Genomic DNA, 26,123 nt, shown 5'->3' with positions numbered 1-26,123 from the left:
GGAATGCCGAGATGACCACCACGCTTGGTGATTCGAAACAAGTACTGATGCAGCGTGCGCTCGATGGGTTGTCCATCCATATCGAGGAGTCGACGCTGACGACGCGGCAGAAGCTGGCCTTGACCTGCCGGGCCTTGTTCGACGCGGGTCACGACTCCGGACTGGCCGGCCAGATCACCGCGCGAGCCGAGGAGCCGGGCACCTACTACACCCAACGCCTCGGGCTGGGCTTCGACGAGATCACCGAAGACAACCTGTTGCTGGTCGACGAGGATCTCAACGTTCTCGAAGGCGGAGGAATGGCGAACCCCGCCAATCGATTCCACAGCTGGATCTATCGTGCGCGGCCCGACGTGCAGTGCATCGTGCACACCCACCCGTTCCATGTCGCCGCACTGTCGATGCTGGAAATTCCGTTGCAGGTATCACAGATGGACATCGCCCCGCTGTATGACGATTGCGCCTTCCTGGCTGACTGGCCCGGCGTTCCGGTGGGCAACGAGGAAGGTGAGATCATCAGTGCCGCACTGGGGGACAAGAAGGCCATCCTGCTGGCCCACCACGGTCACGTGATCGCCGGAGCCAGCATCGAGGAATCGTGCTCGCTGGCGATGCTGATCGAGCGCGGCGCCAAACTGCAACTGGCTGCCATGGCGGCCGGCACGATCGCCGACCTGCCACCCCGGTTGGCGCGCGAGGCCCACGATTGGACGTTGCGGCCCAAGCGCAGCCAGGCCAATTTCGCCTACTACGCCCGACGGGCGCTCCGCAACCATCCCGACGCGCTGACCAGTTGATTCGTCCGGCCCACAACGACACGAAAAGGACACCACGATGCCCACCCACACCGAGATCCACGGAATTCTCGCCTATCCGGTGACGCCGTTCACCGAGGATCACCAGATCGACACCGGCAAGCTCGCGACACTGGTCGACCGCCTGGTCGCCGGTGGCGCACACGGGATCGTCCCCCTCGGCAGCACCGGTGAGTCGGCCTACCTCACCGAAGCCGAGTTCGACACCGTCATCGACACCACGATCAGCGTGGTCGACCGCCGGGTGCCCGTCATCATCGGCGCGTCAGATCTGACCACGGCCAACACCATTCGCCGGGCGCAGTATGCCGAGCGGGCCGGTGCCGACGCGGTGATGGTGCTGCCGATCTCGTATTGGAAACTGTCCGAACGGGAGATCGCCCAGCACTACGCGGCGATCGGGGCCGCGATCGGCATTCCGATCATGGTCTACAACAACCCGGCGACCAGTGGCATCGACATGCGACCGGAACTGCTGGTGCAGCTGTTCACCGACATCGACAACGTCACCATGGTCAAGGAATCCACCGGTGACATCACCCGCATGGAGCGCCTGTCCGAGCTCACCGACGGTCGGCTGCCGTTCTACAACGGCAGCAACCCGATGATTCTCAAGGCTTTCAAGGCCGGAGCCAGGGGCTGGTGTACTGCGGCGCCGAACCTGCTGCCACAGCCGTGCCTGGATCTCTACGCAGCGGCACAGGCTGGGGACTGGGCGAAGGCCGAGGCTGTCTACGCCGAATTCAAGCCCTTCCTGGAGTTCATCGTCGCCGGTGGTCTGCCCACGACGATCAAGGGCGGACTGGAGCTGCTGGGCCAGGGCGTCGGTGTGCCGCGGCTGCCGTTGCTCCCGCTCGACGGCGATGGTCGCGAGGAACTGCGCCGGCTCCTCGCTGTGTCGTGACCCTCACCTGCCCAACAACTTTCGGGTACGCGCTGGTGCCGCGGCCGGGATGTCGGCGAGGATGTCGGCGAGCGTGACGCCGTCGAGGCTGGCCCGCCAGGCTTGATGCGCGTCGGCCATCTTCACCGCGAGGATGCACTCGTGGCGGCACCAGGCGGCGGGAAGGGCGCCGCGGCCCTGCCGGCGGATTTCGCGGCACTCGTACGGCGGGGCCGCGCCGTCGACGGCCTCGACGATGTGCAGCAGCGTGATGTCGACCGGTGCGCGTCCCAGCCGGAACCCGCCCCGCGGACCCGTCGTCGCGGCCAGCACACCCGCACGGGTGAGCGCCTGCAACTGCTTGGCGAGGTAAGCCGCGGGCAGGTCGAAGTGCTCGGCGAGGTCGCCGGCCGATGCCGTGGTTCCAGGTTCCAGTTGGGCCAGCGACGTCGCGCAGTGCAGCGCCCACTCGGTGGCCACGGGAAGTTTCACGCCCGTTATCGTATTACAGATATTGCGGACCTATATAGTCCGTGATAGTCGGCGAACGGGACGGGAGACATCATGCGAATCGCAGTGGCGGGAGCGACGGGAAACATCGGGGCGCGCGTCGTCGCCGCCCTGCAGGCCGCAGGACACGACGTGGTGGCGATCAGTCGCTCGTCCGGCGTGGACCTGTCCACCGGGGAGGGCCTCGACGCCGCGTTGACCGGGGTGCAGGCGGTAATCGACGCGATCAGCGCCCCGCCCACCGATCGCGACAGCACCGTGGACTATCTGGGCACCGCGACCCGCAACCTGTTGGCCGCCGAGGAACGCGCCGGGGTGGCTCACCACGTGCTGCTGTCGATCGTGGGGATCCATGGCATCGACGGAAATCCGCATTACGCCGGAAAACGTGAGCAGGAGAGGCAGATCGAGGCCGGGCCAGTGCCGTGGACGATCGTGCCGGCCACCCAGTTCCACGATTTCGCCGAGATGGTGGTGGGCTGGACCGAGCAGGACGGGCGTGCCGAGATCGCGCCCCTGCTGGTTCAGCCGATCGATCCCGACGACATCGCCGCCGTGCTCGCCGAAGTCGTTGTGGGTGGTCCGCGTGGGCGCCACGTCGACGTGGCCGGGCCGCAGACCCAGGATCTGGTCGACATGGCCCGTCGGACCCTGGCCACCCGGGGCCGGGAGGTGACGTTGGTGCCGACGTGGTCGTCTGTGTTCAGTGTCGAGATGGCGGGCAACGTCCTGCTGCCCGGCGCGGACGCGCGCATCGCGCCCACCACCTTCGAACAGTGGCTGAGCCGGCAGTCCTAGCCCCGGACCACGCCGGGCCGGGAACTGTCACCGGTCTCTGACACCATGGACGCCATGCCGTTGGAGGCTCCCTCGCCCGCACTGGGCGATCTGGACGATGAGCAGCGGGAGGCAGTGCTGGCCGCCCGCGGTCCGGTGTGCGTGCTGGCCGGGGCGGGCACCGGCAAGACCCGCACCATCACCCGCCGGATCGCACATCTGGTGGCCGCCGGTCACGTCGCCCCCAGCCAGGTGCTCGCGGTGACGTTCACCGCGCGGGCCGCGGGCGAGATGCGGGGCCGGTTGCGGGCACTGGGCCAGCAGTCCGGGGTCAACACCGCCGCGGTGCAGGCGGTGACGTTCCACGCCGCCGCGCGTCGGCAGCTGCAATATTTCTGGCCGCGCCTGGTCGGCGACACCGGTTGGGAACTTCTCGACAGCAAGTTCGCCGTGGTCGCGCAAGCCGCGAACCGGGCCGGCATGCAGACCAGCACCGACGACGTCCGGGACCTGGCCGGCGAAATCGAATGGGCCAAGGCATCTTTGATCACCCCGGAGGGCTACGGCACCGCGGTGGCCAAGGTCGGCCGGGACATTCCGTTCGATGCCGCCAAGGTTGCCGCGGTCTATTCGAACTACGAGAAGCTCAAGGCCCGCCGGGACGGCTCGGCACTGCTGGATTTCGACGACCTGTTGCTGCATACCGCCGCGGCCATCGAGAACGATGCCGCCGTCGCGCAGGAATTCCGCGATCGCTACCGCTGCTTCGTCGTCGACGAGTACCAGGACGTCACGCCCCTGCAGCAGAGGGTGCTCGATGCCTGGCTGGGGGAGCGCGACGACCTCACCGTGGTCGGTGATGCCAACCAGACGATCTATTCGTTCACCGGCGCCACGCCTCGCTTCCTGTTGGACTTTTCGCGGCGCTTCCCCGACGCCGCGGTGGTCCGGCTGGAGCGTGACTACCGGTCCACGCCGCAGGTGGTGTCATTGGCCAACCGGGTGATCGCGGCCGCCCGCGGCCGGATGGCGGGCAGCAAGCTGCATCTGGTGGGTCAGCGTGACCCCGGCCCCGAGCCGAGGTTCTCCGAATATCCCGACGAGGTGGCCGAGGCCCACGCGGTTGCCCGCGATATCAAGAAGCTGATCGAAAACGGAACGGAGCCCGCCGAAATCGCGGTGCTCTACCGCATCAACGCCCAATCCGAGGTCTATGAGGAGGCGCTGACCGAGGCCGGGGTCGCCTTCCAGGTGCGCGGCGGGGAGGGTTTCTTCAGCCGTCAGGAGATCCGTCAGGCGCTGGTGGCCATGCAGCGCTTCGCCGAACGTGACATCCCCGAAGACGACCTGCCCGCGCTGGTACGCGAGCTGCTCGAACCGCTTGGGCTGACCGCTGAACCGCCGGCCGGCACCAAGGCCCGGGAACGCTGGGAGGCGTTGACGGCGTTGGCCGAGTTGGTCGACGAGGAGGTGGCGCTGCGCCCGGAGCTGGATCTGCGGGCACTGGTCGCCGAGCTGCGTCAGCGGGCCGACGCGCGGCATCCACCGGTGGTGCAGGGCGTGACGCTGGCCTCGTTGCACGCGGCCAAGGGCCTGGAGTGGGATGCGGTGTTCCTGGTCGGCCTGGCCGACAACACGCTGCCCATCTCGCATGCGCTCGCACACGGGCCGGACAGCGAGCCCGTCGAGGAGGAGCGCCGCCTGCTCTACGTCGGGGTCACCCGGGCCCGGGTGCATCTGGGGCTGAGCTGGGCGCTGGCCCGCACCCCTGGCGGACGGCAGAGCCGTCGGCCGTCGCGGTTTCTCAACGGCATCGCACCGCAGCTGCAGAACAGCACCGGCTCGGGCCCGGACCGTACGCGCCGTCAACGTGGCCCGGCCCCGCGCTGCCGGGTGTGCAATGCCGCGTTGACGACGCCGCCGGCGATCATGTTGCGCCGCTGCGAAACCTGTCCGTCGGACCTCGACGAAGAGCTGCTCGCCGAGCTCAAGGAATGGCGGCTGCGCGTCGCCAAGGAGATGAAGGTGCCGGCCTATGTGGTGTTCACCGACAACACCCTGATCGCCATCGCCGAGTCGCTGCCGGCCGACGAAGCCGCACTGGTGGCTCTTCCCGGAATCGGCGCGCGCAAGCTCGAGCAGTACGGTCCCGACGTGCTCGAGTTGGTCAAAGGCCGCCAGAATTCGTAAAGATCACGCCAAAACCGCAGGTAGAAAATATGTTGTGCGATTTGGCTGTTAGGCTTTAGCCTCGTAACACAGCTCTGGTGACGAGACGGAAGGAGGGTGCCCGCAATGGATAACAACATCGAATTCAGCGGTGTAGCGGTTGCTGGCATGCCGTTGTCCGTGCTCGCCGTCAGCGTTTCCCCGGTTGCCCCGGTGGTGCGCCGGCATGCCGCATCCGCTGCCCCCGCCGCCGCTGGATGGCCGGTCGCTGCCGCCGCTGCTATTGCACCGCAGCACAAGCGCCGCCCCGCCGCCGCGACAGGCGCGTCCGTGGATCGGAGATTCTTCTAGGAAGAGCTCCCTTCACAGCCAACAGGCCACGGACCCGCAGTCAACCGGATCCGTGGCCAAATTTTTTGGGAGTTCCACCCCGAGAAACCTGGTCACAGATCCCTCGAAGAGACAGATCGCCGACAACTACGACCAGGAAGCAGGGGGACAAACACATGTCCATTGCGATGACCGCTCCGCAGATGAGCGTCGCGCCGGTGACATGCGAACAGCGGCTACCGGCGGTGCCGTGCCACATCGGGAATCCCGATCTGTGGTTCGCCGAGAGCCCAGTCGATCTGGAGCAGGCCAAGGCGCTGTGCGCGGATTGCCCGATCCGCAACGAGTGCCTGGCCGCCGCGCTGGAACGGCAAGAGCCGTGGGGCGTTTGGGGCGGCGAGATCCTCGACCGCGGCACCATCGTGGCCCGCAAGCGGCCGCGTGGGCGTCCGCGGAAGAACGTGGCCGCGGCCTGACACCGGGCGCCGCATGAGTGGCCGGGTTGCCGCACCCGCTCACCGCCCTTTGTCACGCTGGAGTGACGCCCGAAGCCGGGCGTCACTCCAGCGTGACTTTCGCGAACAGCGAGCGCCGTCCAGGCCGCCGATTGATGGCCGAGGCTAGGCGGCTTCCTCGGTGAAGCCTGGAACAAATTGCGTGGCAATGGCTTTCACCGGCACGTGGGCGTCGAGCTGGCAGCAGATGGCCGTGATCGAGGCGATCACCCGCGCCGGGATCGCCAAATTCGCCGGGAGGTCGAGCTGGCGGGCCATCTTGATCTGCGCCACCGAATTGTCCATCTGCCCGGCAGCCATCTTCTGCAGCCACCGGCGGGTGTAGTGGAAGACGTCGACCTCGATGGGCTCGACGTACTGGCGCAGCATGTCGTTGACCTCCTCGATGGAGACCTGTTCGCCCTTCTGGATGAACCCCGCCGCTTCCATGACCGGCAGTAGCTCGTCGTAGTTCTTGTCGCGGGCCAACCGGATCATCTCGCCGAGCGCGTAAGGCAGGCCGCCGGGCAGCGGTGCCACCGCTCCGAAGTCGATCACACCCATCCGCCCGTCGGGCAACAGCATGAAGTTCCCCGGATGCGCGTCGCCGTGCATCATCTCCAGCCGATCAGGTGACCCGAAGGTCAGCTCGGTCAGCCGGGTGCCCATCAGGTCGCGCTGCTCAGGCGTCCCGTTGCGGATGATCTCCGACATCGGGATGCCTTCCATCCATTCGGCGATCACCACCTTGGGGGCGCTGGCCACGATGTGGGGGATCGCGAAATGGGGGTCGTCGGCGTAGGCCTTGGCGAAGGCCCGCTGATTGTCGGCCTCCAGCCGGTAGTCGAGCTCCATCTCGGTGCGTTCGATCAGCTCGTCGACCACGCCCTGGATGTCAGCGCCCGGGGCCAACTGCTTGAACACGCCGACCAGGCGCTGGATGGTCTTGAGGTCAGCCCGCAGGGCCTCGTCGGCGCCGGGGTACTGGATCTTGACGGCCACCTCGCGCCCGTCCGACCAGACCGCCTTGTGCACCTGGCCGATGCTCGCCGAGGCCACCGGGGTGTCATCGAATGAGGTGAAGCGCTCGCGCCACTTGGTGCCCAGCTGGGCGTCGAGCATCCGGTGCACCTTGGCGGCAGGCATCGGCGGGGCCTCGCGCTGCAGTTTGGTCAGCGCCTCGCGGTACGGCTTGCCGTACTGCTCCGGGATGGCTGCTTCCATCACCGACAGGGCCTGGCCCACCTTCATCGCGCCGCCCTTGAGCTCACCCAACACGGTGAACAGCTGTTGGGCGGCTTTGTCCATCAACTCGGCAGTGACTTCGTCCTTGGACTTGCCGGTCAGACGCTTGCCGAAGCCCAGTGCGGCCCGACCCGCCATGCCGCCGGCCAGGCCGGCGAGCTTCGCATTCCGTGCGACGCTTCCACGTTTGATGTCAGACACCAGACCATCATCCATGACTCGGCTGAATGGCCCGCAACCAACTGGCAACAAACGTTTTCAACACACACAGTCGGGGTGCCGCGACCAGCGGCGCGCGACGATCGAATACCCCTCGGAGCCGAGTTCCAGGGTGGTGTTCAGCGTCGGCGGGACTTCGGGTGCAGGCTGGTCTTCCTGGATGTGTCCGACCGCCCGGATCACCAGGTCCACCTGGTGCATGGCCACCGCTGCGGTGGCCAGGACGGTCGCCCGGCTGGCACTGCCCACGGCGCCGCGCAGCTGGGCGGCCAGGGCCGGCCAAGCCGCATCGCGATCGGTGCGGTGCAGGTCGGTGCAATGCAGGCAGCACGTCACCCCGGGAATCACCAGCGGACCTACCAGTCCGGCTCCGTCGCGGACGCATACGGACAGATGGGCGATGCCGTCGCGGTGCAGATCCTGCAGCAGCCGGGGGTCGTTGACCTGATCGTCGGCCAGCACCACCAGGTCGGTCGTGGCCGCCACGTTCCTGGTGTGCGGGTTGGTACTGCGTCTGACTTTCGCGCCGGAGCAGCGTAGGCCGTTGGCCAGCAGTTCGGACAATGGGCCGCGGCCGTGCACGCGCACGGAAGCAGAGCGGGCCCGGCGGGCTCGCCGTGCGGCCGGCGCCGTCAGCATGCCCGTGTCGGTGAGCGCGTCGATCAGTGCATCGATCGCCTCGACGTCGTCGAATGAGTCTGCCGCCGTGACCAATTCGTCGCGGGTAGCGCCGATCTGCAGCGTGCGCAGCAGGCCCGCCAGCTGATTTTGGGTCATCCCGCCAGGGGGCCGGACCAGCACCGCGCGCCGCGGATCCCAGCCGAGCTGAACCGACCCGTCGGGACGCAGCAGAATCTGCCTGTCGGCAGCGAGCACATGGCGCGTCATGCGAAGACTCTGCCACGCCGGCGGCAAGCGCCGTTTCAGTTATCCACAGGGCCCGCGAGGGTCAGTTGCCGTCCTCGTCGTTGTCGCGGCGCTCGTCCTGCTCCTTCTCCAGATCGGCCAACGCCTGCTCGAAGGCGCTGTCGATCCCGGTGGTGTCGCCGCCGATCATCCGGTCGATGAAACCGGCCGGCTCGTCGAGATCGGCCGCACTCGGCAGCAGGTCGGGGTGCTGCCACACGCCGTCGCGCGCGTCGGTGCCGACGGCCTCGGTCAGCCGTTCCCACAGGACCGCGGCCTCGCGCATCTTGCGTGGACGCAGTTCCAGGCCGACCAGGGTGGCGAAGGTCTGCTCGGCCGGCCCGCCGGTGGCGCGACGCCGGCGCAGCGTCTCGGCCAGGGCCGACGTACCGGGGATGCGGTCACCCAGTGCTGCGGTGACGACGGTCTGCACCCAGCCCTCGATGAGTGCTAGCAGGGTCTCCAGCCGCTCCAGGGCGGCTTCCTGTTCGGGCGTGGCCTTCGGCTCGAAGATGCCCTGGTTGAGCAGCTGCTCCATCTCCGACGGGTCGCCGAGGGAGGCCGGATTGAAGCCGCGGGCGAAGTCCTCGATGCCCGTCATGTCGACCTTCATGCCCTTGGCGAAGGCCTCGACCGTGCCGAGCAACTGGCTGGACAGCCACGGCACATGGCTGAACAGCCGGTGGTGGGCCGCCTCACGGGCGGCCAGGAAGGTCAGGATCTCGCTGCGCGGGCGCTCCAGCCCCTCGGCCAGCGATTCGATGGCCTCCGGCATGAGCGCCGCCACACCCTTGGGACCAAGCGGCAGGCCGACATCGGTGGAGGTCAGCACCTCGCGCGACAACTTGCCCAGCGCCTGGCCCAGCTGTGAGCCGAATGCCATGCCGCCCATCTGCGACATCATCGCCAGCAGCGGGCCGGCCATGCTCTTGGCCTCTTCCGGCAGCGCCGAGGCCCACACCGAGGAGATCTGTTCTGCCACCGGGTCGCAGAGTCGCTTCCAGGTGTCCAGGGTGTTGTCCAGCCAGTCACTGGGAGTCCAGGCCACCGTCCGGGTGGTGCCCGCGGGCAGCGGGGTAACTCCGTCGAGCCACGTCTCGGCCAGTCGCACCGCGTCGGCGACGGCGCCGGTGGTCTTCTCCGGAACCGGCGCGACGAAGCCGATCGAGTTGGACGCCAACTGGCGGGCCAGGTCGTAGTTCACCGGGCCGGATTGTTTGCCGCCGGCCATCGCGCTGCCCGCGCCGCTGAACATCTCGCCGAGCTTGGTGAAGATCTGCCCCAGGTCGCCCATGTCGAAGTTGGCTCCGCCCATGCCGAAACCGAACGGATCCGATCCCGGACCTGGTCCGGAGTTGCCGGAACCGGACCCCGAACCGGGGTCCTTCTTGTCTTTGTCTCGGTCGGGGTCGTTCCCGGCGGAGAAGCCGAAAGGCAGGTCAGCCATACCCACAACGGTACTCATGACGGGGTGTCCGGGTGTGGCTGCGGGTCACGCTGTGGGTGAACACGCTCGCGCAGGCTTTACTGTGGGCGGCGTGAACAGGCGGATTTTGACACTGCTGGTCGCACTGGTGCCGATTGTGGCGTTCGGTGTGATGCTGTCAGTGGTGACGGTGCCCTTCGTGTCGTTGGGGCCGGGTCCGACCTTCAACACGCTCGGCGAGGTCGAGGGCAAGCAGGTCGTCGACATCGAGGGGCCGGACGCGCATGTCCATCCCACCTCGGGGCACCTGAACATGACCACGGTGTCCCAGCGTGACGGCCTGACCCTGGGCCAGGCGATGGCGCTGTGGATGTCGGGCCGTGAGCAGCTGGTGCCGCGCGACCTCGTGTACCCGCCGGACAAGTCCAAGAACGAGATCGACGAGGCCAACAACTCCGACTTCAAGAAGTCCGAGGACAGCGCCGAATACGCAGCACTGTCGTTCCTGAAGTACCCGGTGGCGGTCACCGTGCAGAGCGTCACCGACCCCGGGCCGTCGGCGGGCAAGCTGCGCGACGGTGACGCGATCGACGGCGTGAACGGCACCCCGGTGGCCAACCTCGACGAGTTCCAGGCCATCTTGAAGAAGACCAAGCCGGGCGATCAGCTGGTGGTCGACTTCCGTCGCAAGAATGCGCCCCCCGGAGTCACCACCATCACGCTCGGCGACAACCCGGACCGGGACTACGGGTTTCTCGGCGTCGGTGTGCTCGATGCCCCGTGGGCTCCGTTCAGCATCGACTTCCACCTGGCCAACATCGGCGGCCCGTCGGCGGGCCTGATGTTCAGCCTGGCCGTCGTCGACAAGCTGACCACCGGCGACCTCAACGACGGCAAATTCATCGCCGGCACCGGAACCATCACCGGCGAGGGGAAAGTCGGGTCCATCGGCGGCATCACGCACAAGATGCTGGCCGCCAAGGAGGCCGGGGCAACCGTGTTCCTGGTACCGGCGGACAACTGCACCGAGGCGCGCTCGGCACCCCAGGACGGCATGGATTTGGTCAGGGTCGAGACGCTGACCCAGGCGGTCGATGCGTTGCACACGATTTCTGCCGGTGGCGAACCGCCTCGCTGCTAGACCGCACCCCGCCGGTGGATGGCTAGAGTTGTAGAAAATCGGGCGGCCCCGTCGGGCATGTCACGAGTCCACCGAGGGTGAAACGGGAGTTCGCGAGTGGGGATGCGGCCGACGGCGAGGATGCCGAAGCTGACACGACGTAGCCGGGTGCTGATCGGGCTGGCACTGGTGGCGGTGCTGGCGTTGTTGATCGGACCCCGTGTGGTCGACGGTTATGTCGACTGGTTGTGGTTCGGAGAGCTCGGGTACCGCTCCGTGTTCACCACCGTGCTGGTGACCCGGCTCATCGTGTTCCTCGTGGTGGGGCTGTTCATCGGGGCGGTGGTGTTCGCAGGTCTGGCGTTGGCCTATCGCAGCCGGCCGGTGTTCGTCCCGGCCGCCGGCCCGAACGATCCGGTGGCGCGTTACCGCACCACCGTGCTGGCCCGGTTGCGGCTGTTCGGGATCGGGGTGCCGGTCTTCATCGGCCTGTTGGCGGGGGTGATCGCGCAGAGCTACTGGGTGCGCGTGCAGTTGTTCCTGCACGGCAGCGAATTCGGCATCACCGATCCGCAGTTCGGCCGGGATCTCGGCTTCTACGCGTTCGATCTGCCGTTCTACCGCCTGGTGCTGACCTACCTGTTCGTCGCGACGTTCCTGGCGTTCGTGGCGAACCTGCTGGGGCACTACGTATTCGGCGGGATCAGGCTGACGGGGCGCAGCGGGGCGCTGAGCCGTGCCGCGCGTATCCAGCTGATCAGCCTGGTCGGCTTCCTGATCCTGCTCAAGGCATTCGCGTACTGGCTGGATCGCTACGAGCTGCTGAGCAACACCCGCGCCGCCAAACCGTTCACCGGCGCCGGCTACACCGACATCAACGCCGTGCTGCCGGCCAAGCTGATCCTGCTGGCCATCGCTTTGATCTGCGCGGTCGCGGTGTTCTCGGCGATCGTGCTGCGTGACTTGCGGATTCCGGCCATCGGCGTGGTGCTGTTGCTGCTGAGCTCCCTGGTGGTGGGGGCGGGATGGCCGCTGATCGTCGAGCAGTTCAGCGTCAAGCCCAACGCCGCTCAGAAGGAAAGCGAATACATCAGCCGCAGTATCGCCGCGACGCGGCAGGCCTATGGGCTCACCAGTGACACGGTGACGTATCGCAACTACGAGAGCAGCGGGCAGACCACGGCCGCGCAGGTCGCCGCGGATCGGGCGACGACATCGAACATCCGGCTGCTCGATCCGACGATCGTCAGCCCGGCGTTCACCCAGTTCCAGCAGGGCAAGAACTTCTACTTCTTCCCGGATCAGCTCGCCATCGACCGCTACGCCGGTCCTGACGGCAGCCTGCGCGACTACGTCGTCGCCGCCCGCGAGCTCAACCCGGACCGGTTGATCGAGAACCAGCGCGACTGGATCAACCGGCACACCGTCTACACCCACGGCAACGGCTTCATCGCCTCACCGGCCAACACCGTGCGCGGAATCGCCAACGACCCCAACCAGAACGGCGGCTATCCCGAGTTCCTGGCCAGCGTCGTCGGGGCCAACGGCAAGGTGGTCTCACCGGGTCCGGCGCCGCTGGATCAGCCCCGCGTCTACTTCGGCCCGGTGATCGCCGACACCGCGGCCGACTACGCGATCGTCGGCAAGAACGGTGATGTCGACCGCGAGTACGACTACGAGACCAACACCGACACCAAGAACTACACCTACTCGGGCACCGGAGGTGTGCCGATCGGCAACTGGCTGGCCCGTACGGTGTTCGCCGCGAAGTTCGCCGAGCGAAACTTCCTGCTGTCCAACGTGATCGGTGAGAACAGCAAGATCCTGTTCAACCGGGACCCGGCCGAACGCGTGGAGGCGGTGGCGCCGTGGCTGACCACCGACACCAGCGTGTACCCGGCAATCGTCAACAAGCGCATGGTCTGGATCGTCGACGGTTACACCACGCTGGACAACTACCCGTATTCGGAGTTGACCACGCTGTCGAGCGCGACGGCCGATTCCAACGAGGTCGCGGTCAACCGACTGGCGCCGGACAAGCAGGTGTCCTACATCCGCAACTCGGTCAAGGCCACCGTCGACGCCTACGACGGCACTGTGACGCTGTACGCCCAGGACGAAACGGATCCGGTACTCAAGGCGTGGATGAGCGTGTTCCCGGGCACCGTCAAACCCAAGTCGGACATCTCCCCGGAGTTGCAGGCGCACCTGCGTTACCCCGAGGACCTGTTCAAGGTGCAGCGGTCCCTGTTGACCAAGTACCACGTCGACGATCCGGTGAAGTTCTTCACCAACGCCGACTTCTGGAACGTTCCGCTGGATCCGAACCCGACGGCCAGCAGTTATCAGCCGCCGTTCTACATCGTCGCCAAAGACCTGGTGAACAACGATGGTTCGCCGTCGTTCCAGTTGACGAGCGCGCTGAACTGGTTGCAGCGCGAGTTCCTGGCCGCCTATGTCAGTGCCAGCTCGGATCCGTCGACTTACGGCAAGATCACCGTGCTGACCATCCCGGGTGAGGTCAAGGGCCCGAAGCAGGCCTTCAACGCGATCAGTACCGATACCGCGGTAACTCAGGACCTCGGTGTGATCGGACGCGACAACCTGAACCGGATCCGGTGGGGCAACCTGTTGACCCTGCCGGTGGCTGATGGCGGATTGCTGTATGTGGCACCGGTTTACGCGTCGCCGGGAACCAGTGATGCGGCCTCGTCGTACCCGCGCCTGATCCGCGTGGCGATGCTGTACGGCGACAAGGTCGGCTACGGCCCGACCGTCAGTGACGCCCTGACCGAACTGTTCGGGCCCGGTGCGGGCGCCACCGCCACCAACGTGGCGCCTACCGACGGCAAGCCGCAGGCGGCGCCCGGCACGCCGGAAGCCCCGCCGGCTGCCCAGCCGCCGGCCAATGCCGACGGTCAGGCTCCCCAGGTCGTCGCCCCTCCGGCTGCCGTGCCGCCAGGTGAGCCGGTGCAGCTGTCGCCGGCCAAGTCCGCTGCGCTCAAAGAGGTCGAGTCGGCCCTGTCGGCAGCGCAGGATGCGCAACGCAGCGGTGACTTCGGCAAGTACGGACAGGCGTTGCAGCGGTTGAACGATGCGATGAACAAGTTCAACACCGCCAAGTAACTCCTCCCGCGAGCAGACGCAAAATCCCCCATTTCGGCGCAGAAATGGGGGATTTTGCGTCTGCTCGCCGTGGCTTGCCGGGCACCAAGTCAACACCAAGAGGGCCCCGGCATGCTGTGCGCCGACCTTGTCCGGGCTGCTGAGCAGCATTCTTGAGAGGACCCCGATGACCCTGACCGACCTAGCCCACGACGGCCTGGACGACGCGCTGGAGGGGCTACGCGCCCATGTCGCCGCGCCGGTCGCGCTGCCGGGGGAGGCCGGCTACGAGCGGGCCACCCCGTGGAATCTGGCGGCCACCGTGCAGCCGGCCGCGGTGGTGTTGGCGTCGACCGCCTATGACATCGCCAACACGGTGGGATACGCGGCCGCCCGGGGATACCGGGTGGCTGTCCAGGCCACCGGCCACGGTGCCCTGTCGGTCGCTTCCGACACCATTCTGGTGGTGACTTCGGGCATGACCGACGTCACGGTGGACCCGGTGGCCCGCACCGCCCGGGTGGCGGCCGGGGCGACGTGGCAGCACGTGCTCGACGCGGCGGTGCCGCACGGTTTGGCCGGATTGGGCGGCTCCGCACCGGGTGTCGGTGTGGTGGGCTTCCTGACCGGCGCAGGCATCGGGCCCCTGGTCCGCAGCATCGGGTTGTCGTCGGACTACGTGCGGTCCTTCGAGTTGGTCACCGGGGCTGGGGAGTTGCTGCGCGCCACGCCCGACGAGAATGCGGAGCTGTTCTGGGGACTGCGGGGCGGGAAGTCGACGTTGGGCATCGTCACCGCTGTCGAGATCGAACTGCTGCCGATTCCGGAGTTCTACGGCGGCGCGGTGTATTTCGACGGTGCAGACGCCGCGGTGGTGCTGCGCGAGTGGAGCCGCTGGTGTGCCGACCTGCCCGAGTCCATATCGACTTCGATCGCGTTGCAACAGCTTCCGCCCCTGCCCGGGATTCCAGAGCCGTTGGCCGGGAAGTTCACCGTTGCAGTGCGCTATGCCGCCCTTGGAGACTTCGGTGAGGCCGAGCGGTTACTGGCGCCGATGCGCGCAGTCGCGACCCCGGTGCTCGATACCGTCGCGGTGATGCCCTATGCCGCTATCGGCGCCGTGCACGCCGATCCGGTGGATCCGATGCCGATCTACGAACACCACACGCTGCTGCGGGAATTGACCGCGGAGACGGTCGAGGTGCTGCTGGCCGCGGCCGGGCCTGATTCGGGCTCGGTGCAGACGATCGTCGAAGTCCGCATGCTGGGTGGGGCGCTGGCACGTGAGGCACAACACCGTAGTGCGTTCTGTCACCGCGACGCTGCTTTTGCGGTCGCCGTCATCGGTGTCCTGGTGCCGCCGGTCGCCGAGCTGGTGGTGCCACAGGCCGGAGCGCTCATCGTGGCCCTGTCACAGTGGTCCAGCGGCGGCCAGCTCGCCAATTTCGCGCCTTCAGAGGACGCGGGCAGGGCCGTCCGGGTCTACGACGACGAGACTCGGCACTGGCTGGCGGCGCTGGCGGATCGGCACGACCCGGCGGGCGTCTTCCGATGCGGCCAGGTGGTGCGTTTCGTGGGCTGATTTTCCGGCCATTTCGGCTCAGAAACCCCTCTGAGCACCCGATTTGGAGCTCTACGTAAGACCCCGGTAACCTTGTATTCGCAACGCGGGGTGGAGCAGCTCGGTAGCTCGCTGGGCTCATAACCCAGAGGTCGCAGGTTCGAATCCTGTCCCCGCTACCAAGAGGAAATGGCCCTCGGAGATCCTCTCCGGGGGCCATTTTCGTGCCGTGATCCAGCCCTCAGGCCGCGTCATGCACCGCGTGGTCGCTGCGTGCGCAGGACGAGCACTCGGGGGAGTCGATGTCGAGCTTGCCGCAACTCGGGCAGATAAAGGGAATCACAGCACCGGCCTCTCTTGTTCTGTGGCGCCACTGTGGCGCCGCGCTGCCTGCTGGTACCCCGTGCAGCGCGCATTCCAAACCTGCGTTCCTCCGTGCATCCTCACCATCAGAACCGGGTATCAGGGCGGCATGGATGCTGTGGAAGCCCTGACCTGGCCCGGCCGTGAGCTCGTCGCGCTGTATCGCCGCACGGGTGCCGACGTGCCGTTCGGGGATCCGCTGCCCTCCCATGGCACCGAGATGGAGGGTTGGTTCTGGCGGCTGACCGACGCAGCGTCAGGCCGAGTGGTGGTCGCGCTGTGCAGCAGCAATCAGCATCCGGACGGGGACTGGTCGACGTCGGCGATCGCCCTGGAGCCGGGCGCGACGGTGCGTTCTGCAGCCATCAACGGAGTGAAAGCCGATCAGCGCGATTTCGTGGTCCGTGCCGATGACGGCGGCGATGTGCTGGATGCCGACCGGTCGGGGCTGCGATTGACCGTCGACGATCTGACCGTCAACCTCACTGTGGACAATACCCAGCCGTGGCCCAAGGCTTTTGGCGGTGGCGGGGTCTTCTCCTCAGTCCCGTTCCTCAACCAGTATTGGCAGCCGTATTGCCTTGGCGGGCTGGCGTCCGGCACCGTGAAAGGTCCGGATGTCGACTGGCAATTCGATGAGGCGCGGTTGTACTGCGAACGTAACTGGGGAGCCGGCTTCCCGCAGCGCTGGTGGTGGGGCCAAGCGCACGACTTCGGCACCGACGATGTGTGCGTGGCCTTTTCCGGCGGATTGCTCGAATTGGGCCCGCTGGCACAGGAAGTCACCGGGGTGGTGGTTCGGCTCGGCCCGCGTGTGCTGCGGATAACCCCGCCGGCACCGATGGACTATCACTTCGACCGGGACAACTGGCATTGGCGGATCAGGGCTCGCACACCACAATTCGCGGTGGAACTCGACGGGCATGGCGCGGCGGGCGCGCCGCACGTGCTTCCCGTGCCGCTTCCCGCGCAACGCCGCAACATCGACTCGGACTATGAGTTCCTGGCTGGTGCGCTGCGTTGCACCGTGCGCCAGTGGGGCAAGGTCATCTTTGACGGCACCTCGCTGCTCGCCGGCCTGGAGATAGGCGACCGGCCCGCATAACCGATCACTGCTCGTAGCCGGAGTCGCTCAGCATGACGACGCCGAGACGCGATCCCATCAGCCCGATCTCCGGGTGGGCTCGCGGCAAGCAAGGACGCTGTCACGAAAACTGGTTTTCCAGACGTCGTATGTCGCACCTACTCTGGGTGGCTGCGCAAACGAAGTCTCGGGGGAGACAGGGGAGAGGTAATGACGGCGGGCCCGAGCACAGGGGAGACCGCGGCGCAGCCGCGCGCCCAGTCCAGCGCCAATGTCATCATCGCGTTGCTGGTGGGTTCGGCGTTCGTGATGATCCTCAACGAGACGATCATGAGCGTGGCGCTGCCCGCCCTGATCGTGGACCTGGATATCTCCGCGAGCACGGCGCAATGGCTGACCAGCGGGTTCCTGTTGACGATGGCGGTGGTCATCCCGATGTCGGGTTCGCTCCTGCAGCGCTACCTGGTCCGCAGCGTCTACCTGGCCTCGATGACGTTGTTCTGCACCGGCACCCTGGTGGCCGCGCTGGCGCCTGGATTCGCGGTGCTGTTGGCCGGACGGATCGTGCAGGCGTGCGGGACGGCGGTGATGATGCCGCTGCTGATGACGACGGTCATGACGCTGATCCCGGCCGACCGGCGCGGGCAGATGATGGGCACCATCTCGATCGTCATCGCCGTCGCACCGGCGATCGGTCCCACGCTCTCGGGGTTCATCTTGGGCTCGCTCGACTGGCGGTGGATGTTCTGGATCGTGCTGCCCATCGCGCTGGTCGCGCTCAGCGCCGGCATGGCCTGGCTGCGGGTCGATGACGAGCGGGAGGAACCGACCCCGATCGACCCCGTCTCGGTACCTCTGTCGGCAGTCGCCTTCGCGGGTCTGGTGTTCGGGCTGTCGCTGATGGGTGAGTCGGCTCACGGTCAGCAGTCGCTGCCGGCGTGGGTGCCGACGTCGATCGGCGCGTTGGCGATGGTGGCATTCGGTGCGCGGCAGATCCAGCTGCAGCGGGCCGACCGCGCGTTTCTCGACCTGCGCCCGTTCACCTATCGCCGGTTCTCCGTATCGCTGGGCCTGGTGATCCTCGGGTTCATGGGATTGTTCGGCGCCATCATCATGGTGCCCCTGTACGTCCAGGACGTGTTGAAGCAAAGTGCGTTGGTCGCCGGATTGGCGACCCTGCCGGGTGGGCTGCTGATGGGCTTGGCCGGCCCGCTGGTGGGGCGGGCTTATGACCGGCACGGTGCCCGGGTGCTGGTCGTGCCGGGATCGGGGCTGCTGTGCGCGTCACTGTGGGGATTCACCCTGCTGTCGGCGGCGTCTCCGGTGTGGGAACTGGTTGTGCTGCAGACGATCATGATGGTGGGCCTGTCGATGATGTTCACCCCGCTGATGACTGACGCACTCGGTGTCTTGCCCGACCGGTTCTACTCACACGGCAGTGCCATCCTGACGACGCTGCAACAGGTTGCGGGTGCGGCGGGCACTGCCTTGTTCGTCACGGTCATGACCAAGGCGTCCCACTCGGGTGGGGCCCCGGATCTTCCCGGCGTGCATGCGGCGTTCACGGTCGCAGCGATGATCAGTGTGATCGCCGTGATCACCGCGTTCTTCACCGCACCGCGCCCGAGCCCGGCAGGCGGTACCCCGACGCACTAGAGCGAATCGGGCACAATCGCACGCATGGGCAAAGTCGTGGTCATCACGGGCGCGGGTAGCGGCATCGGACGCGCGACGGCCCGGGTCCTGTTGGACGCCGGCCATCGCGTGGTGCTGGCGGGACGCCGTGCCGACGCGCTGGCGGCCGTCGCCGACGGGAACGCGAACGCTCGCGTGGTCCCGACGGATGTCACGGAGTCGGCTTCGGTGCGGGACCTGTTCGCCGATACGGTGTCGGCATTCGGGCGGGTCGACGTGTTGTTCAACAACGCAGGCATTTTCGGGCCGTCGGCGTCGATCGCCGAGATCGACGACCAACAGTGGCACGCCACGTGGCGCACCAACGTCGACGGTGCGGTGTTCTGCGCCAGGGAAGCCGCGCGCGTCATGGCCGGGCAGTTGCCCCGTGGCGGGCGAATCATCAACAACGGTTCGATCTCCGCGCATCGCCCCCGCCCGAAAAGCCTGGCCTACACCGTCACCAAACACGCGATGAGCGGGTTGACCGCGTCAATGTTGTTGGATCTGCGCGATATCGACATCTGCATCACCCAGATCGACATCGGCAACGCCGCCACCGACATGACCGCCGGATTCAGCCACCAGACCCTCCAGGCGGACGGAAGTCTGGCCGCCGAGCCGACTTTCGACGTCGAGCACGTGGCTCGTGCCGTGGCGCACCTGGTCGATCTGCCGCTGGAGGTGGCGGTGCCGTCGCTGACCGTGATGGCGCGGGCCATGCCGTACTTCGGCCGGGGCTGACGCTGAAGGCAACAGAGCCGGAGGCCTTCGGGCCACCGGCTCTGTAATAACGGGATCGCCGCTTCAGTGTTGGGCATCCTGAAGCTCGTACCGCTGGACGACTGCGATCAGCTCTTCACGAACTGACGAGTTCGGCAGTTCGTTGATCCGCGCATAGAGGCGGCGCCGCATGTTGGCGCGCTTCTGATTTGCCCGGAATTGTGCGAACGACATACTTCTCACTCCTCCAAAGTGCCCCGGATCGCGGGTACTCGTTTTGGTTGTCGGTATCCACACTTCGGGGATCGCCCGAAGAAAAGGACACCTCCATGGTCTCGCGGCGCGAACCTTAAAAGCAATTCTTAGATTGTGAATTTCGCTACAGCGCAGGCGGATTGGCCTGGTGTCCGCGGTCACACCCGCGGCTCCAGGGTGATCCCGGCCGCGCTGAGGTCGCCCCACGCCGGCCCATTCGCGGTGTGGCCTATGCTCTGTGCGGCGAACGGAGCGGCCCCAGGTGTTCTCGTCGTCACCGACCGGCGAAGGCGGCCCAGGGAAAGTTGACTGTGCAGGCGATTGTTGGCGATCCGGTTCTCGTACCGGGCGTCGAGCGGCGGGTCCGTGATGACCTGATCGGGCTGGGCGGTGTTGCCGTCGTCATGGTGGTCGTCTGTCATCTCTGGTTCGGACGAGCGCCTGGCGGCCTGGACGTCCTGCTGGTCTTGTCCGGCTTCTTCATCGGTGGTCGGGTACTTCGGGTCGTCGGCACGGCGGGCCCGAGGGCGCTGGCGACCGAGGCCGGACGGGTGGCGCGCCGGCTGGTACCGCCGCTGGTTCTCGTGGTGGCCGTCAGTGCGGTGCTCACGGCCCTCGTCCAGCCGCAGACCCGATGGGAGGCTTTCGCCGATCAGACATTGGCCGGCCTGGGCTTCTATCAGAATTGGCAATTGCTCGGCTCGGCGGACGACTATGTGCAGGCCGGTGAGGCAGTGACCCCGCTGCATCACCTGTGGGCGGTCGCGGTGCTGGGACAGTTCGCGCTCGCGTTCTTCCTGCTCGCCGGCGTCGTCACCGCGGTGACGGCACGTCGGGGTGCCGGGGCGCGGCGCATCAGCTTGATCGCGGCGTCCGGTGTCGCGGCGGCGGCATCGCTGTACTACGCGGTCACCACGCAGCCGGTCAACCCGATGCTCGCCTACTACAGCACCGCCGCCCGCGCCTGGGAGCTGTTGGCTGGAGTGCTGGCCGCGGCACTCGTGGCCGGCCCGATGGGGCGAACCCGGTGGCCCGGATGGTTGCGTGTGGGTGCGGCTGCTGTCGGCTTGCTGGCGATCCTGGTGTGCGGCGTGCTCACCGGCCGGGCCGCGCAGTCTCCGGGCATCTGGACGTTGATCCCGGTGGTGGCGACAGTGCTGGTGATCGTGAGCGGCGCCCAGGGGATGGTGCCGAGGACGATCGAATTCCTGCGCAGCGCTCCACTGGTCGCCATCGGCGCCGCGGCTTATCCGCTGTATCTGTGGCACTGGCCCCTGTTGATCTTCTGGCTGGCGACCATCAACGACGATGCCGTGGGTTTGACCGACGGCGTCGCGATTTTGCTCGGGCTGGGTGTGCTGGCGCTGCTCACCGTGCGGTGGGCTCAGCTGCCTTGGCGTCGGTGGCCGGGCGCGGGCGTGGTGTCGAGTGCGGTGGTCGTCTTGGTGGCCGCGGTGCTTGTGGCCACCTCCCTGATGTGGCAGGGCCATGTTGCGCGCGCCCGGGCCAGCGGAGCCGAACTCGGCATGCTCTCGCTCCGCGACTATCCCGGTGCGCAGGCGCTCATCGAGAATCGACCGGTCGCCAAGCTGCCAATGCGCCCGAGTGTGCTCGAGGCCGACGACGACCTTCCGCCCTCCTCGATCGACCATTGCGTCACCGGCTTCACCGGGGCCGAGGTCGTCACCTGTGTGTACGGCGATCCCAAGGGTGCCCGCACGATCGCGCTGGCCGGCGGGTCGCATTCGGAGCATTGGCTGACCGCGCTGCACGAGATCGGCAGGCACCACGGCTTCAAGGTGACCACCTACCTGAAGTTCGGCTGCCCGCTGACCACCAAGGCGCTGCCGATCATCGCCGGATCCTTCGAGCCATATCCGTCCTGCCGGACGTGGTCGGACAACGCGCTGGCGCAGATCATCGCCGACCGGCCGGATTACGTGTTCTTCACCTCGACGCGCCCGATCCTCAACAGTCCGGGCGATTACGTGCCCGACTACTACCTGGGAATCTGGGATGAGTTGTCCGCCAACGGGATTCCGATGCTCGGCATACGCGACACGCCGTGGATGATCCGCGACGGCTGGTTCTTCTCACCGGTGGACTGCCTGGCCAAGGGCGGCGACGCCGACGCTTGTGGCCTGCCCCGCGACGAGGCCCTGGCCGAGCGCAATCCCACCCTGGACCATGTGGCCGACTATCCGCTGATGAAGGTCCTCGACCTCAGTGACGCGGTGTGCCGGCCGAATATCTGCCGAGCCGTGGAGGGCAACGTGCTGGTGTACCACGATGCCCACCACCTGTCGGCTGCCTACGTTCGCACCCTCACCACCGAGTTGGCGCGGCAGATGTCGGCCGCACTCGGTTGGTGGTAACCGTTACTCGACGACGAAGACCGGAATCTGGCGGGTGGTCTTGGTCTGGTATTCGGCGTACGGCGGGTAGGCCTCGACGGCCAGCTTCCACCAGTGTTCGCGCTCGTCGCCGGACAGCTCGCGGGCGGTCAGCGACGCGGTCTTGTCGCCGTCTTGCACCGTCACCGCCGGGTTGGCCTTGACGTTGAAGTACCACGACGGGTGCTCCGGGTCGCCGCCCTTGGAGGCCACCATCGCGTAGCGGCCGTTCTCCTCGACGCGCATCAGGGGCACGTAGCGCTTCTTGCCCGACTTGGCGCCCGTGGTCGTGAACAGCACGATGGGGCGGTCCAGTACCTCGACGCCGTCGGTGGTGCCTTGTTCGAGGATGCGTTCGGTCTGTGCGCGTACCCAGTCGGTCGGGCTCAATTCGGCATGTTCAGTCACGCACCCGGCAACACCGAGCGGCGCGCCGCTATTCCGCCGGCCGCGGTTCAGGTCGGACACGGCACGACGGGCAGCGGCTGTGCGTCGGCACGCTGACCCCGCGCCAGGGTGACGTCCAGGACGAACAGTGCCAGAGCGCCGACGGCGAGCCCGGCGCCGATCCACGGCACGACCGGGTAGCCCGCCCCGGCCGTGAGGGCCAGCCCGGCCAGCCACGGCCCGAGGGCGATCCCGACGTTGAACGCGGAGGTGGTTCCGGCGGCGGTCAGTGTCGGCGCGGACGCGCCCAGCGCGAAGACCCGCGAGTTCAGCGCCGGGTTTGTACTGAACCCGGTCAGCCCGAGCAGCACACTCAGCGCGCCGACCGCCAACGCATGGTGGCTGACGATGCCGATTCCGGCCAGAACGACGCACAACCCGCCGAATCCGATCAGCAGCACTCCGTGCGGCCAGCGATCTGCCGCGTAGCCGCCCACCGCCATCCCGGCCAGCGCGCCCACGCCGTAGCCGAACAGCACCACCGGCACCCATTCGGACTTCAGGCCGCTGGTGGTGATCAGCATCGCGCCGAGATAGGTGAAGGTACCGAGCAATGCCGCGGTGCTGACCGCGGTCATGGCGTAGGACAGCCACAGCCGCGGCACCGCGAGCCCGCGCAACTCGTCGGCCATCCGCGGCGCGGTGTCGGGGCGTCCCGTCGGAACAGCCGCCAGCACCGCGCCCGCGGCCAGGGCAGACATGGCTGCGACGGCCCAGAACGCGCCGCGCCAGCCCAGGTTCTGGCCGATCCAGGTGCCTGTGGGCAGCCCGATCACGGTGGCCACAGTGAGTCCGCCTGCCACGATGCTCATCGCGCGGCCGCGCCGGTCGGGGGAGACCAGTGACATCGCGGTACCCGCGCCGACGGCCCAGAACCCGGCGTAGACGAATGCCGCGACGAACCTGAGCGCCACCAGCACGGGGTAGGAATCGGTGAGTGCACCGGCGACATGTGCCAGGACGAAGATCGTCAGAAATGCCAGCAAGGCCCGCCGGCGTGGCCAACGCAGTGTGGTGACGGCGAGAATGGGTGCGCCGATCAGCATGCCGAGCGCGAACACCGATACCAGCAGGCCGGCTTGTGGAATCGTCACACCGAGATCGGCCGACAACTCGGGAAGCAGGCCGGCGAGCATGAGTTCGCTTGTGCCCTGGGCGAATATCGCGGCACCGATGATCCAGATCGCGACCGGCATCAGAGCATCGACCCTCCGCTGGCGTCGACCCATTGACCGGTCACCCACCGGGAATCCTCGGAGGCCAGGAACGCGACGATGTCGGCGACATCGGCCGGGGTGGCGACGCGGTTGAACGGTGACTGTGCCGCTACGGCAGCCCGTCCCTCCACGGAGGCCAATCGGGCCGCATTCATGTCGGTATCGGTGCTTCCCGGCCCCACGGCGTTCACCGTGATGCCCCGTGGCGCAACGTGTTTGGCCAGAGTTGCGGTGAACGAATCGAGGGCGGCCTTGGACATCGCGTAGGCGAGCAGCTCGGGTATCCGGGAGCCGTGGGTGAACCGCGTCGAGATGTTGACGATGCGGCCGTTGTCGCGGATCCGGGACAAGCCCTGCTGGGTGATGAAGACCGGCGCGCGAGTGTTCACCGCGAAGATCTCGTCGTAGGTCGATTCGGTCAGCTCGTCGAAAGCGATTCGTCCGCCGAGTATCCCGGCATTGTTCACCAGGATGTCGAGGCCGTCGGCGTGGCCGTCGAAGGCCCGCCAGAGCTGCGATGCGTCGCCGGTGACGCCGAGCGTCGCCGAAACCGCGAACGCCTCGCCGCCGGCCTCGGCGATCTGCCGCACGGTCTGTTCGGCGGCGTCGGCGCGGCTGCCGTAGTGCACGCCGATGCGGGCGCCGTCGCGGGCCAGCCGAAGGGCGATGGCGCGGCCGATTCCCCGGCTGGCGCCGGTCACCAGGGCGGTCTTGCCGATCAGAGGGGGCATGTTGGTGCCAACCTTTCTTTAGCGGTCGATACAGAATTCGACGCTAGCACATTAGCTAGCGGTCGCTATAGAATGGCTGGATGACCCCGGTACGCGGACGGCCCCGCTCATTCGACCGCGACGCGGCCTTGGACAAGGCGATCCTGCTGTTCTGGGAGCGCGGATACGAGGCCACATCCACGCGCGATCTGAGCAACGCGCTGGGCATCGGAATCCCGAGTATCTACGCCGCTTTCGGCGACAAGCAATGCCTGTTCAACGAGGCGGTGCAGGTATACGACGAGCGCTACGGCGGGTTCATCAACGCCGCGCTGCGGGAAGAGGCCACCGCCCGCGGCGCCTTCGCCCGGATCCTCCGGCAAGCTCCGGCCCGCTATACCCGCCGCGGCCTGCCCAACGGATGCCTGATCGTCAGCGGCGACGACGGCACCGTCGATCCGGATGTGCGGGCCGCTCTGCGACGCATCCGTCGCCAGAAAACCGATGAGCTCGCCGACAAGGTCAGCGCCGACATCGCAGCCGGAGACGTGCCGGCCGACACCGATGCCCAGGCGCTGGCCCAGTACGTCATGTCCACGCTGAGCGGCATCGCCCAAGCTGCCCGCGACCGCGTTCCGCGGGCCACCCTCGACCGGGTGGCCGAGATCGCGGCCCGGGCACTGCCGTGAGCCCGGCTACCTGAGTTTCAGCACCACTTTGCCCTTGGCGCTGCGGTTTTCCAGTGACGCGATGGCCTGGGCGGCCTGCTCCAGTGGATACACCTCGGGCTGCGGTGGGGGCACCGCGCCGGAGGCCAGCAGCGGCTGCAGTTCGGCCCACTGCTCCTGCAGATAGCCGGGGTGCGAGAAGGTCCAGGCACCCCAGCCCGCGCCGATCACGTCGACGTTGTTGAGCAGCAGGCGGTTGACCTTGACCGTGGGGATCTCGCCGCCGGTGAACCCGACCACCAACAACCGTCCGCCCACGGCCAGCGAGCGCAGCGAGTCGGTGAAGCGGTCACCGCCGACCGGGTCGAGGACCACATCCACGCCGCGGCCGCCGGTGAGTTCCTTGACCGCCTCGCGGAATCCCTCGGCCAGCACCACATCCGATGCGCCTGCGGCCCGGGCGATCTCGGCCTTCTCCTCGGTCGAGACCACCGCGATGGTGCGCGCGGCGCCCAGCGCAGGGGCCAGACGCAGCGCCGAGGTGCCGATGCCGCCGGCCGCGCCGTGCACCAGCACGGTCTCGCCCTGGGTCAAACGGCCGCGGGTGCGCAGCGCGAACTGCACGGTCAGGTCGTTGAACAGGATCCCGGCGCCGGCCTCGAACGACACGGCATCCGGCAGCGGGAACACGCGCTCGGCGGGCAGGGCGACGACTTCGGCCATGCCGCCCGACAACATGGTCAGGCCGAGCACGCGGTCGCCGGCGGCGACATGGGCATCGGCCGGGGCACTGCGCACCACGCCGGCGATCTCGGCACCGGGGGTGAACGGAAGCTCCGGCTTGTACTGGTAGAGACCGCGGGTGAGCAGCGCGTCGGGGAAGGCGACTCCAGCGGCGTGGACGTCGATCACAACCTCGTCGGCGCTGGAGGGCTCGTCCACCTCGGCCACCCGCACCGCATCCGGACCGTCGAGGGTGGTGATCTGTGCTGCACGCATCGGTGTCTCCTTCTGGTGGGGTCGCCAGCC

Annotated in this window: 23 protein-coding genes and 1 tRNA gene; 15 read left to right on the top strand and 9 right to left on the bottom strand. The window is 67.4% G+C overall.

Translation table 11 applies throughout. The features are described 5' to 3' along the window. Positions 1 to 11 precede the first annotated feature (11 nt). Together K6L26_RS22670 and K6L26_RS22665 are read left to right on the top strand one after the other, a co-directional pair. Complete coding sequence (locus K6L26_RS22670; protein ID WP_036389989.1) at positions 12 to 797, top strand: aldolase; 786 nt, start codon at positions 12 to 14, stop codon at positions 795 to 797. Between the two features lie 37 nt (positions 798 to 834). After that, complete coding sequence (locus tag K6L26_RS22665; protein WP_064895192.1) at positions 835 to 1,719, top strand: dihydrodipicolinate synthase family protein; 885 nt, start codon at positions 835 to 837, stop codon at positions 1,717 to 1,719. A gap of 3 nt (positions 1,720 to 1,722) precedes the next feature. Here K6L26_RS22665 and K6L26_RS22660 read toward each other — a convergent pair whose 3' ends face one another. After that, entirely contained in the window at positions 1,723 to 2,190 is a 468-nt protein-coding gene (locus K6L26_RS22660; RefSeq protein WP_064895190.1) for an RrF2 family transcriptional regulator, read from the bottom strand. Positions 2,191 to 2,262: 72 nt separating this feature from the next. Between K6L26_RS22660 and K6L26_RS22655 the strand changes: the two genes are divergently transcribed. The 4 genes from K6L26_RS22655 to K6L26_RS22640 all read left to right on the top strand — a co-directional run bounded on the left by K6L26_RS22655 (position 2,263) and on the right by K6L26_RS22640 (position 5,960). Continuing rightward, positions 2,263 to 3,006: an SDR family oxidoreductase gene (locus K6L26_RS22655; RefSeq protein ID WP_064895188.1), complete on the top strand. Its 744-nt coding sequence runs from the start codon at positions 2,263 to 2,265 to the stop codon at positions 3,004 to 3,006. A gap of 45 nt (positions 3,007 to 3,051) precedes the next feature. Then, positions 3,052 to 5,175, top strand: coding sequence for an ATP-dependent DNA helicase UvrD2 (locus tag K6L26_RS22650; protein WP_064895186.1), 2,124 nt, complete (start codon positions 3,052 to 3,054; stop codon positions 5,173 to 5,175). Positions 5,176 to 5,280: 105 nt separating this feature from the next. Continuing rightward, the gene (locus K6L26_RS22645; protein WP_234788575.1) at positions 5,281 to 5,505 is read left to right on the top strand and encodes a hypothetical protein; all 225 of its coding nucleotides are present in this window, start codon (positions 5,281 to 5,283) and stop codon (positions 5,503 to 5,505) included. Between the two features lie 155 nt (positions 5,506 to 5,660). After that, entirely contained in the window at positions 5,661 to 5,960 is a 300-nt protein-coding gene (locus tag K6L26_RS22640; protein ID WP_019343248.1) for a WhiB family transcriptional regulator, read from the top strand. Positions 5,961 to 6,104: 144 nt separating this feature from the next. On the opposite strand, the gene K6L26_RS22635 is transcribed toward K6L26_RS22640, so the two are convergent. From K6L26_RS22635 to K6L26_RS22625, 3 genes are all read right to left on the bottom strand, one after another. Continuing rightward, positions 6,105 to 7,439, bottom strand: a complete 1,335-nt coding sequence (locus K6L26_RS22635; RefSeq protein ID WP_019343249.1) for a macrolide-binding ATPase MABP-1 — start codon at positions 7,437 to 7,439, stop codon at positions 6,105 to 6,107. 42 nt (positions 7,440 to 7,481) lie between these two features. Further along, the gene (locus K6L26_RS22630; protein WP_064894487.1) at positions 7,482 to 8,330 is read right to left on the bottom strand and encodes a hypothetical protein; all 849 of its coding nucleotides are present in this window, start codon (positions 8,328 to 8,330) and stop codon (positions 7,482 to 7,484) included. Between the two features lie 61 nt (positions 8,331 to 8,391). Further along, a complete protein-coding gene (locus K6L26_RS22625; protein ID WP_019343251.1) occupies positions 8,392 to 9,795 on the bottom strand; it encodes a zinc-dependent metalloprotease in 1,404 nt (467 codons plus the stop codon). 91 nt (positions 9,796 to 9,886) lie between these two features. On the opposite strand from K6L26_RS22625, the gene K6L26_RS22620 reads away from it, so the two are divergent. From K6L26_RS22620 to K6L26_RS22590, 7 genes are all read left to right on the top strand, one after another. Beyond that, positions 9,887 to 10,915 carry a YlbL family protein gene (locus K6L26_RS22620; RefSeq protein WP_036389986.1) on the top strand — a complete coding sequence of 343 codons (1,029 nt, stop codon included), beginning with the start codon at positions 9,887 to 9,889 and terminating at the stop codon, positions 10,913 to 10,915. Between the two features lie 96 nt (positions 10,916 to 11,011). Then, positions 11,012 to 14,020 (top strand): UPF0182 family protein, encoded by a 3,009-nt coding sequence (locus K6L26_RS22615; RefSeq protein WP_047040555.1) that lies wholly within the window; start codon positions 11,012 to 11,014, stop codon positions 14,018 to 14,020. A gap of 166 nt (positions 14,021 to 14,186) precedes the next feature. Continuing rightward, complete coding sequence (locus tag K6L26_RS22610; RefSeq protein ID WP_064894488.1) at positions 14,187 to 15,581, top strand: FAD-binding oxidoreductase; 1,395 nt, start codon at positions 14,187 to 14,189, stop codon at positions 15,579 to 15,581. Positions 15,582 to 15,665: 84 nt separating this feature from the next. Continuing rightward, positions 15,666 to 15,742, top strand: a tRNA-Met gene (locus K6L26_RS22605). A gap of 290 nt (positions 15,743 to 16,032) precedes the next feature. Further along, the gene (locus K6L26_RS22600; RefSeq protein ID WP_064894489.1) at positions 16,033 to 17,028 is read left to right on the top strand and encodes a tocopherol cyclase family protein; all 996 of its coding nucleotides are present in this window, start codon (positions 16,033 to 16,035) and stop codon (positions 17,026 to 17,028) included. Between the two features lie 189 nt (positions 17,029 to 17,217). Then, positions 17,218 to 18,663 (top strand): DHA2 family efflux MFS transporter permease subunit, encoded by a 1,446-nt coding sequence (locus K6L26_RS22595; RefSeq protein WP_064894490.1) that lies wholly within the window; start codon positions 17,218 to 17,220, stop codon positions 18,661 to 18,663. A 24-nt stretch (positions 18,664 to 18,687) separates the two neighbouring features. After that, positions 18,688 to 19,425, top strand: a complete 738-nt coding sequence (locus K6L26_RS22590; RefSeq protein ID WP_207547351.1) for an SDR family oxidoreductase — start codon at positions 18,688 to 18,690, stop codon at positions 19,423 to 19,425. Between the two features lie 63 nt (positions 19,426 to 19,488). Here the strand turns inward: K6L26_RS22590 and K6L26_RS22585 are convergent, their stop codons facing one another. Next, positions 19,489 to 19,638, bottom strand: a complete 150-nt coding sequence (locus tag K6L26_RS22585; protein WP_019348586.1) for a hypothetical protein — start codon at positions 19,636 to 19,638, stop codon at positions 19,489 to 19,491. 332 nt (positions 19,639 to 19,970) lie between these two features. Here K6L26_RS22585 and K6L26_RS22580 point away from each other — a divergent pair, with 332 nt between their 5' ends. Beyond that, the gene (locus tag K6L26_RS22580) at positions 19,971 to 22,034 is read left to right on the top strand and encodes an acyltransferase family protein (protein WP_064894492.1); all 2,064 of its coding nucleotides are present in this window, start codon (positions 19,971 to 19,973) and stop codon (positions 22,032 to 22,034) included. Positions 22,035 to 22,037: 3 nt separating this feature from the next. Here the strand turns inward: K6L26_RS22580 and K6L26_RS22575 are convergent, their stop codons facing one another. From K6L26_RS22575 to K6L26_RS22565, 3 genes are read right to left on the bottom strand one after another with little or no spacing between them, the layout of a single operon-like run. After that, positions 22,038 to 22,460 (bottom strand): nitroreductase family deazaflavin-dependent oxidoreductase, encoded by a 423-nt coding sequence (locus K6L26_RS22575; protein ID WP_036389985.1) that lies wholly within the window; start codon positions 22,458 to 22,460, stop codon positions 22,038 to 22,040. 47 nt (positions 22,461 to 22,507) lie between these two features. Beyond that, positions 22,508 to 23,695, bottom strand: a complete 1,188-nt coding sequence (locus tag K6L26_RS22570; RefSeq protein WP_221851598.1) for a Cmx/CmrA family chloramphenicol efflux MFS transporter — start codon at positions 23,693 to 23,695, stop codon at positions 22,508 to 22,510. Beyond that, entirely contained in the window at positions 23,695 to 24,447 is a 753-nt protein-coding gene (locus K6L26_RS22565; protein ID WP_221851596.1) for an SDR family oxidoreductase, read from the bottom strand. The genes K6L26_RS22570 and K6L26_RS22565 overlap by 1 nt, the downstream gene beginning before the upstream one ends. 80 nt (positions 24,448 to 24,527) lie before the next feature. Between K6L26_RS22565 and K6L26_RS22560 the strand changes: the two genes are divergently transcribed. After that, the gene (locus K6L26_RS22560; protein WP_221851594.1) at positions 24,528 to 25,115 is read left to right on the top strand and encodes a TetR/AcrR family transcriptional regulator; all 588 of its coding nucleotides are present in this window, start codon (positions 24,528 to 24,530) and stop codon (positions 25,113 to 25,115) included. Between the two features lie 6 nt (positions 25,116 to 25,121). Here K6L26_RS22560 and K6L26_RS22555 read toward each other — a convergent pair whose 3' ends face one another. Then, positions 25,122 to 26,093, bottom strand: coding sequence for an NADPH:quinone oxidoreductase family protein (locus K6L26_RS22555; protein WP_076211470.1), 972 nt, complete (start codon positions 26,091 to 26,093; stop codon positions 25,122 to 25,124). Positions 26,094 to 26,123: the final 30 nt, after the last annotated feature.

This window comes from Mycobacterium farcinogenes (assembly GCF_019739075.1).
Taxonomy (GTDB): domain Bacteria; phylum Actinomycetota; class Actinomycetes; order Mycobacteriales; family Mycobacteriaceae; genus Mycobacterium; species Mycobacterium senegalense.
Note: the sequence above shows the minus strand (reverse complement) of the source record. Positions and strands in the feature narration are given on the sequence as shown.

Excerpts from the sequence above, each read along its gene's own strand:
- K6L26_RS22670 (WP_036389989.1), top strand. The coding sequence starts at position 12 with ATGACCACCACGCTTGGTGATTCGAAACAAGTACTGATGCAGCGTGCG.
- K6L26_RS22655 (WP_064895188.1), top strand. The coding sequence starts at position 2,263 with ATGCGAATCGCAGTGGCGGGAGCGACGGGAAACATCGGGGCGCGCGTC.
- K6L26_RS22665 (WP_064895192.1), top strand. The coding sequence starts at position 835 with ATGCCCACCCACACCGAGATCCACGGAATTCTCGCCTATCCGGTGACG.
- K6L26_RS22650 (WP_064895186.1), top strand. The coding sequence starts at position 3,052 with ATGGACGCCATGCCGTTGGAGGCTCCCTCGCCCGCACTGGGCGATCTG.
- K6L26_RS22635 (WP_019343249.1), bottom strand. The coding sequence starts at position 7,439 with ATGGATGATGGTCTGGTGTCTGACATCAAACGTGGAAGCGTCGCACGG.
- K6L26_RS22560 (WP_221851594.1), top strand. The coding sequence starts at position 24,528 with ATGACCCCGGTACGCGGACGGCCCCGCTCATTCGACCGCGACGCGGCC.
- K6L26_RS22590 (WP_207547351.1), top strand. The coding sequence starts at position 18,688 with ATGGGCAAAGTCGTGGTCATCACGGGCGCGGGTAGCGGCATCGGACGC.
- K6L26_RS22595 (WP_064894490.1), top strand. The coding sequence starts at position 17,218 with ATGACGGCGGGCCCGAGCACAGGGGAGACCGCGGCGCAGCCGCGCGCC.
- K6L26_RS22625 (WP_019343251.1), bottom strand. The coding sequence starts at position 9,795 with ATGGCTGACCTGCCTTTCGGCTTCTCCGCCGGGAACGACCCCGACCGA.
- K6L26_RS22565 (WP_221851596.1), bottom strand. The coding sequence starts at position 24,447 with ATGCCCCCTCTGATCGGCAAGACCGCCCTGGTGACCGGCGCCAGCCGG.
- K6L26_RS22555 (WP_076211470.1), bottom strand. The coding sequence starts at position 26,093 with ATGCGTGCAGCACAGATCACCACCCTCGACGGTCCGGATGCGGTGCGG.
- K6L26_RS22610 (WP_064894488.1), top strand. The coding sequence starts at position 14,187 with ATGACCCTGACCGACCTAGCCCACGACGGCCTGGACGACGCGCTGGAG.
- K6L26_RS22585 (WP_019348586.1), bottom strand. The coding sequence starts at position 19,638 with ATGTCGTTCGCACAATTCCGGGCAAATCAGAAGCGCGCCAACATGCGG.
- K6L26_RS22645 (WP_234788575.1), top strand. The coding sequence starts at position 5,281 with ATGGATAACAACATCGAATTCAGCGGTGTAGCGGTTGCTGGCATGCCG.
- K6L26_RS22600 (WP_064894489.1), top strand. The coding sequence starts at position 16,033 with ATGGATGCTGTGGAAGCCCTGACCTGGCCCGGCCGTGAGCTCGTCGCG.
- K6L26_RS22640 (WP_019343248.1), top strand. The coding sequence starts at position 5,661 with ATGTCCATTGCGATGACCGCTCCGCAGATGAGCGTCGCGCCGGTGACA.
- K6L26_RS22630 (WP_064894487.1), bottom strand. The coding sequence starts at position 8,330 with ATGACGCGCCATGTGCTCGCTGCCGACAGGCAGATTCTGCTGCGTCCC.
- K6L26_RS22570 (WP_221851598.1), bottom strand. The coding sequence starts at position 23,695 with ATGCCGGTCGCGATCTGGATCATCGGTGCCGCGATATTCGCCCAGGGC.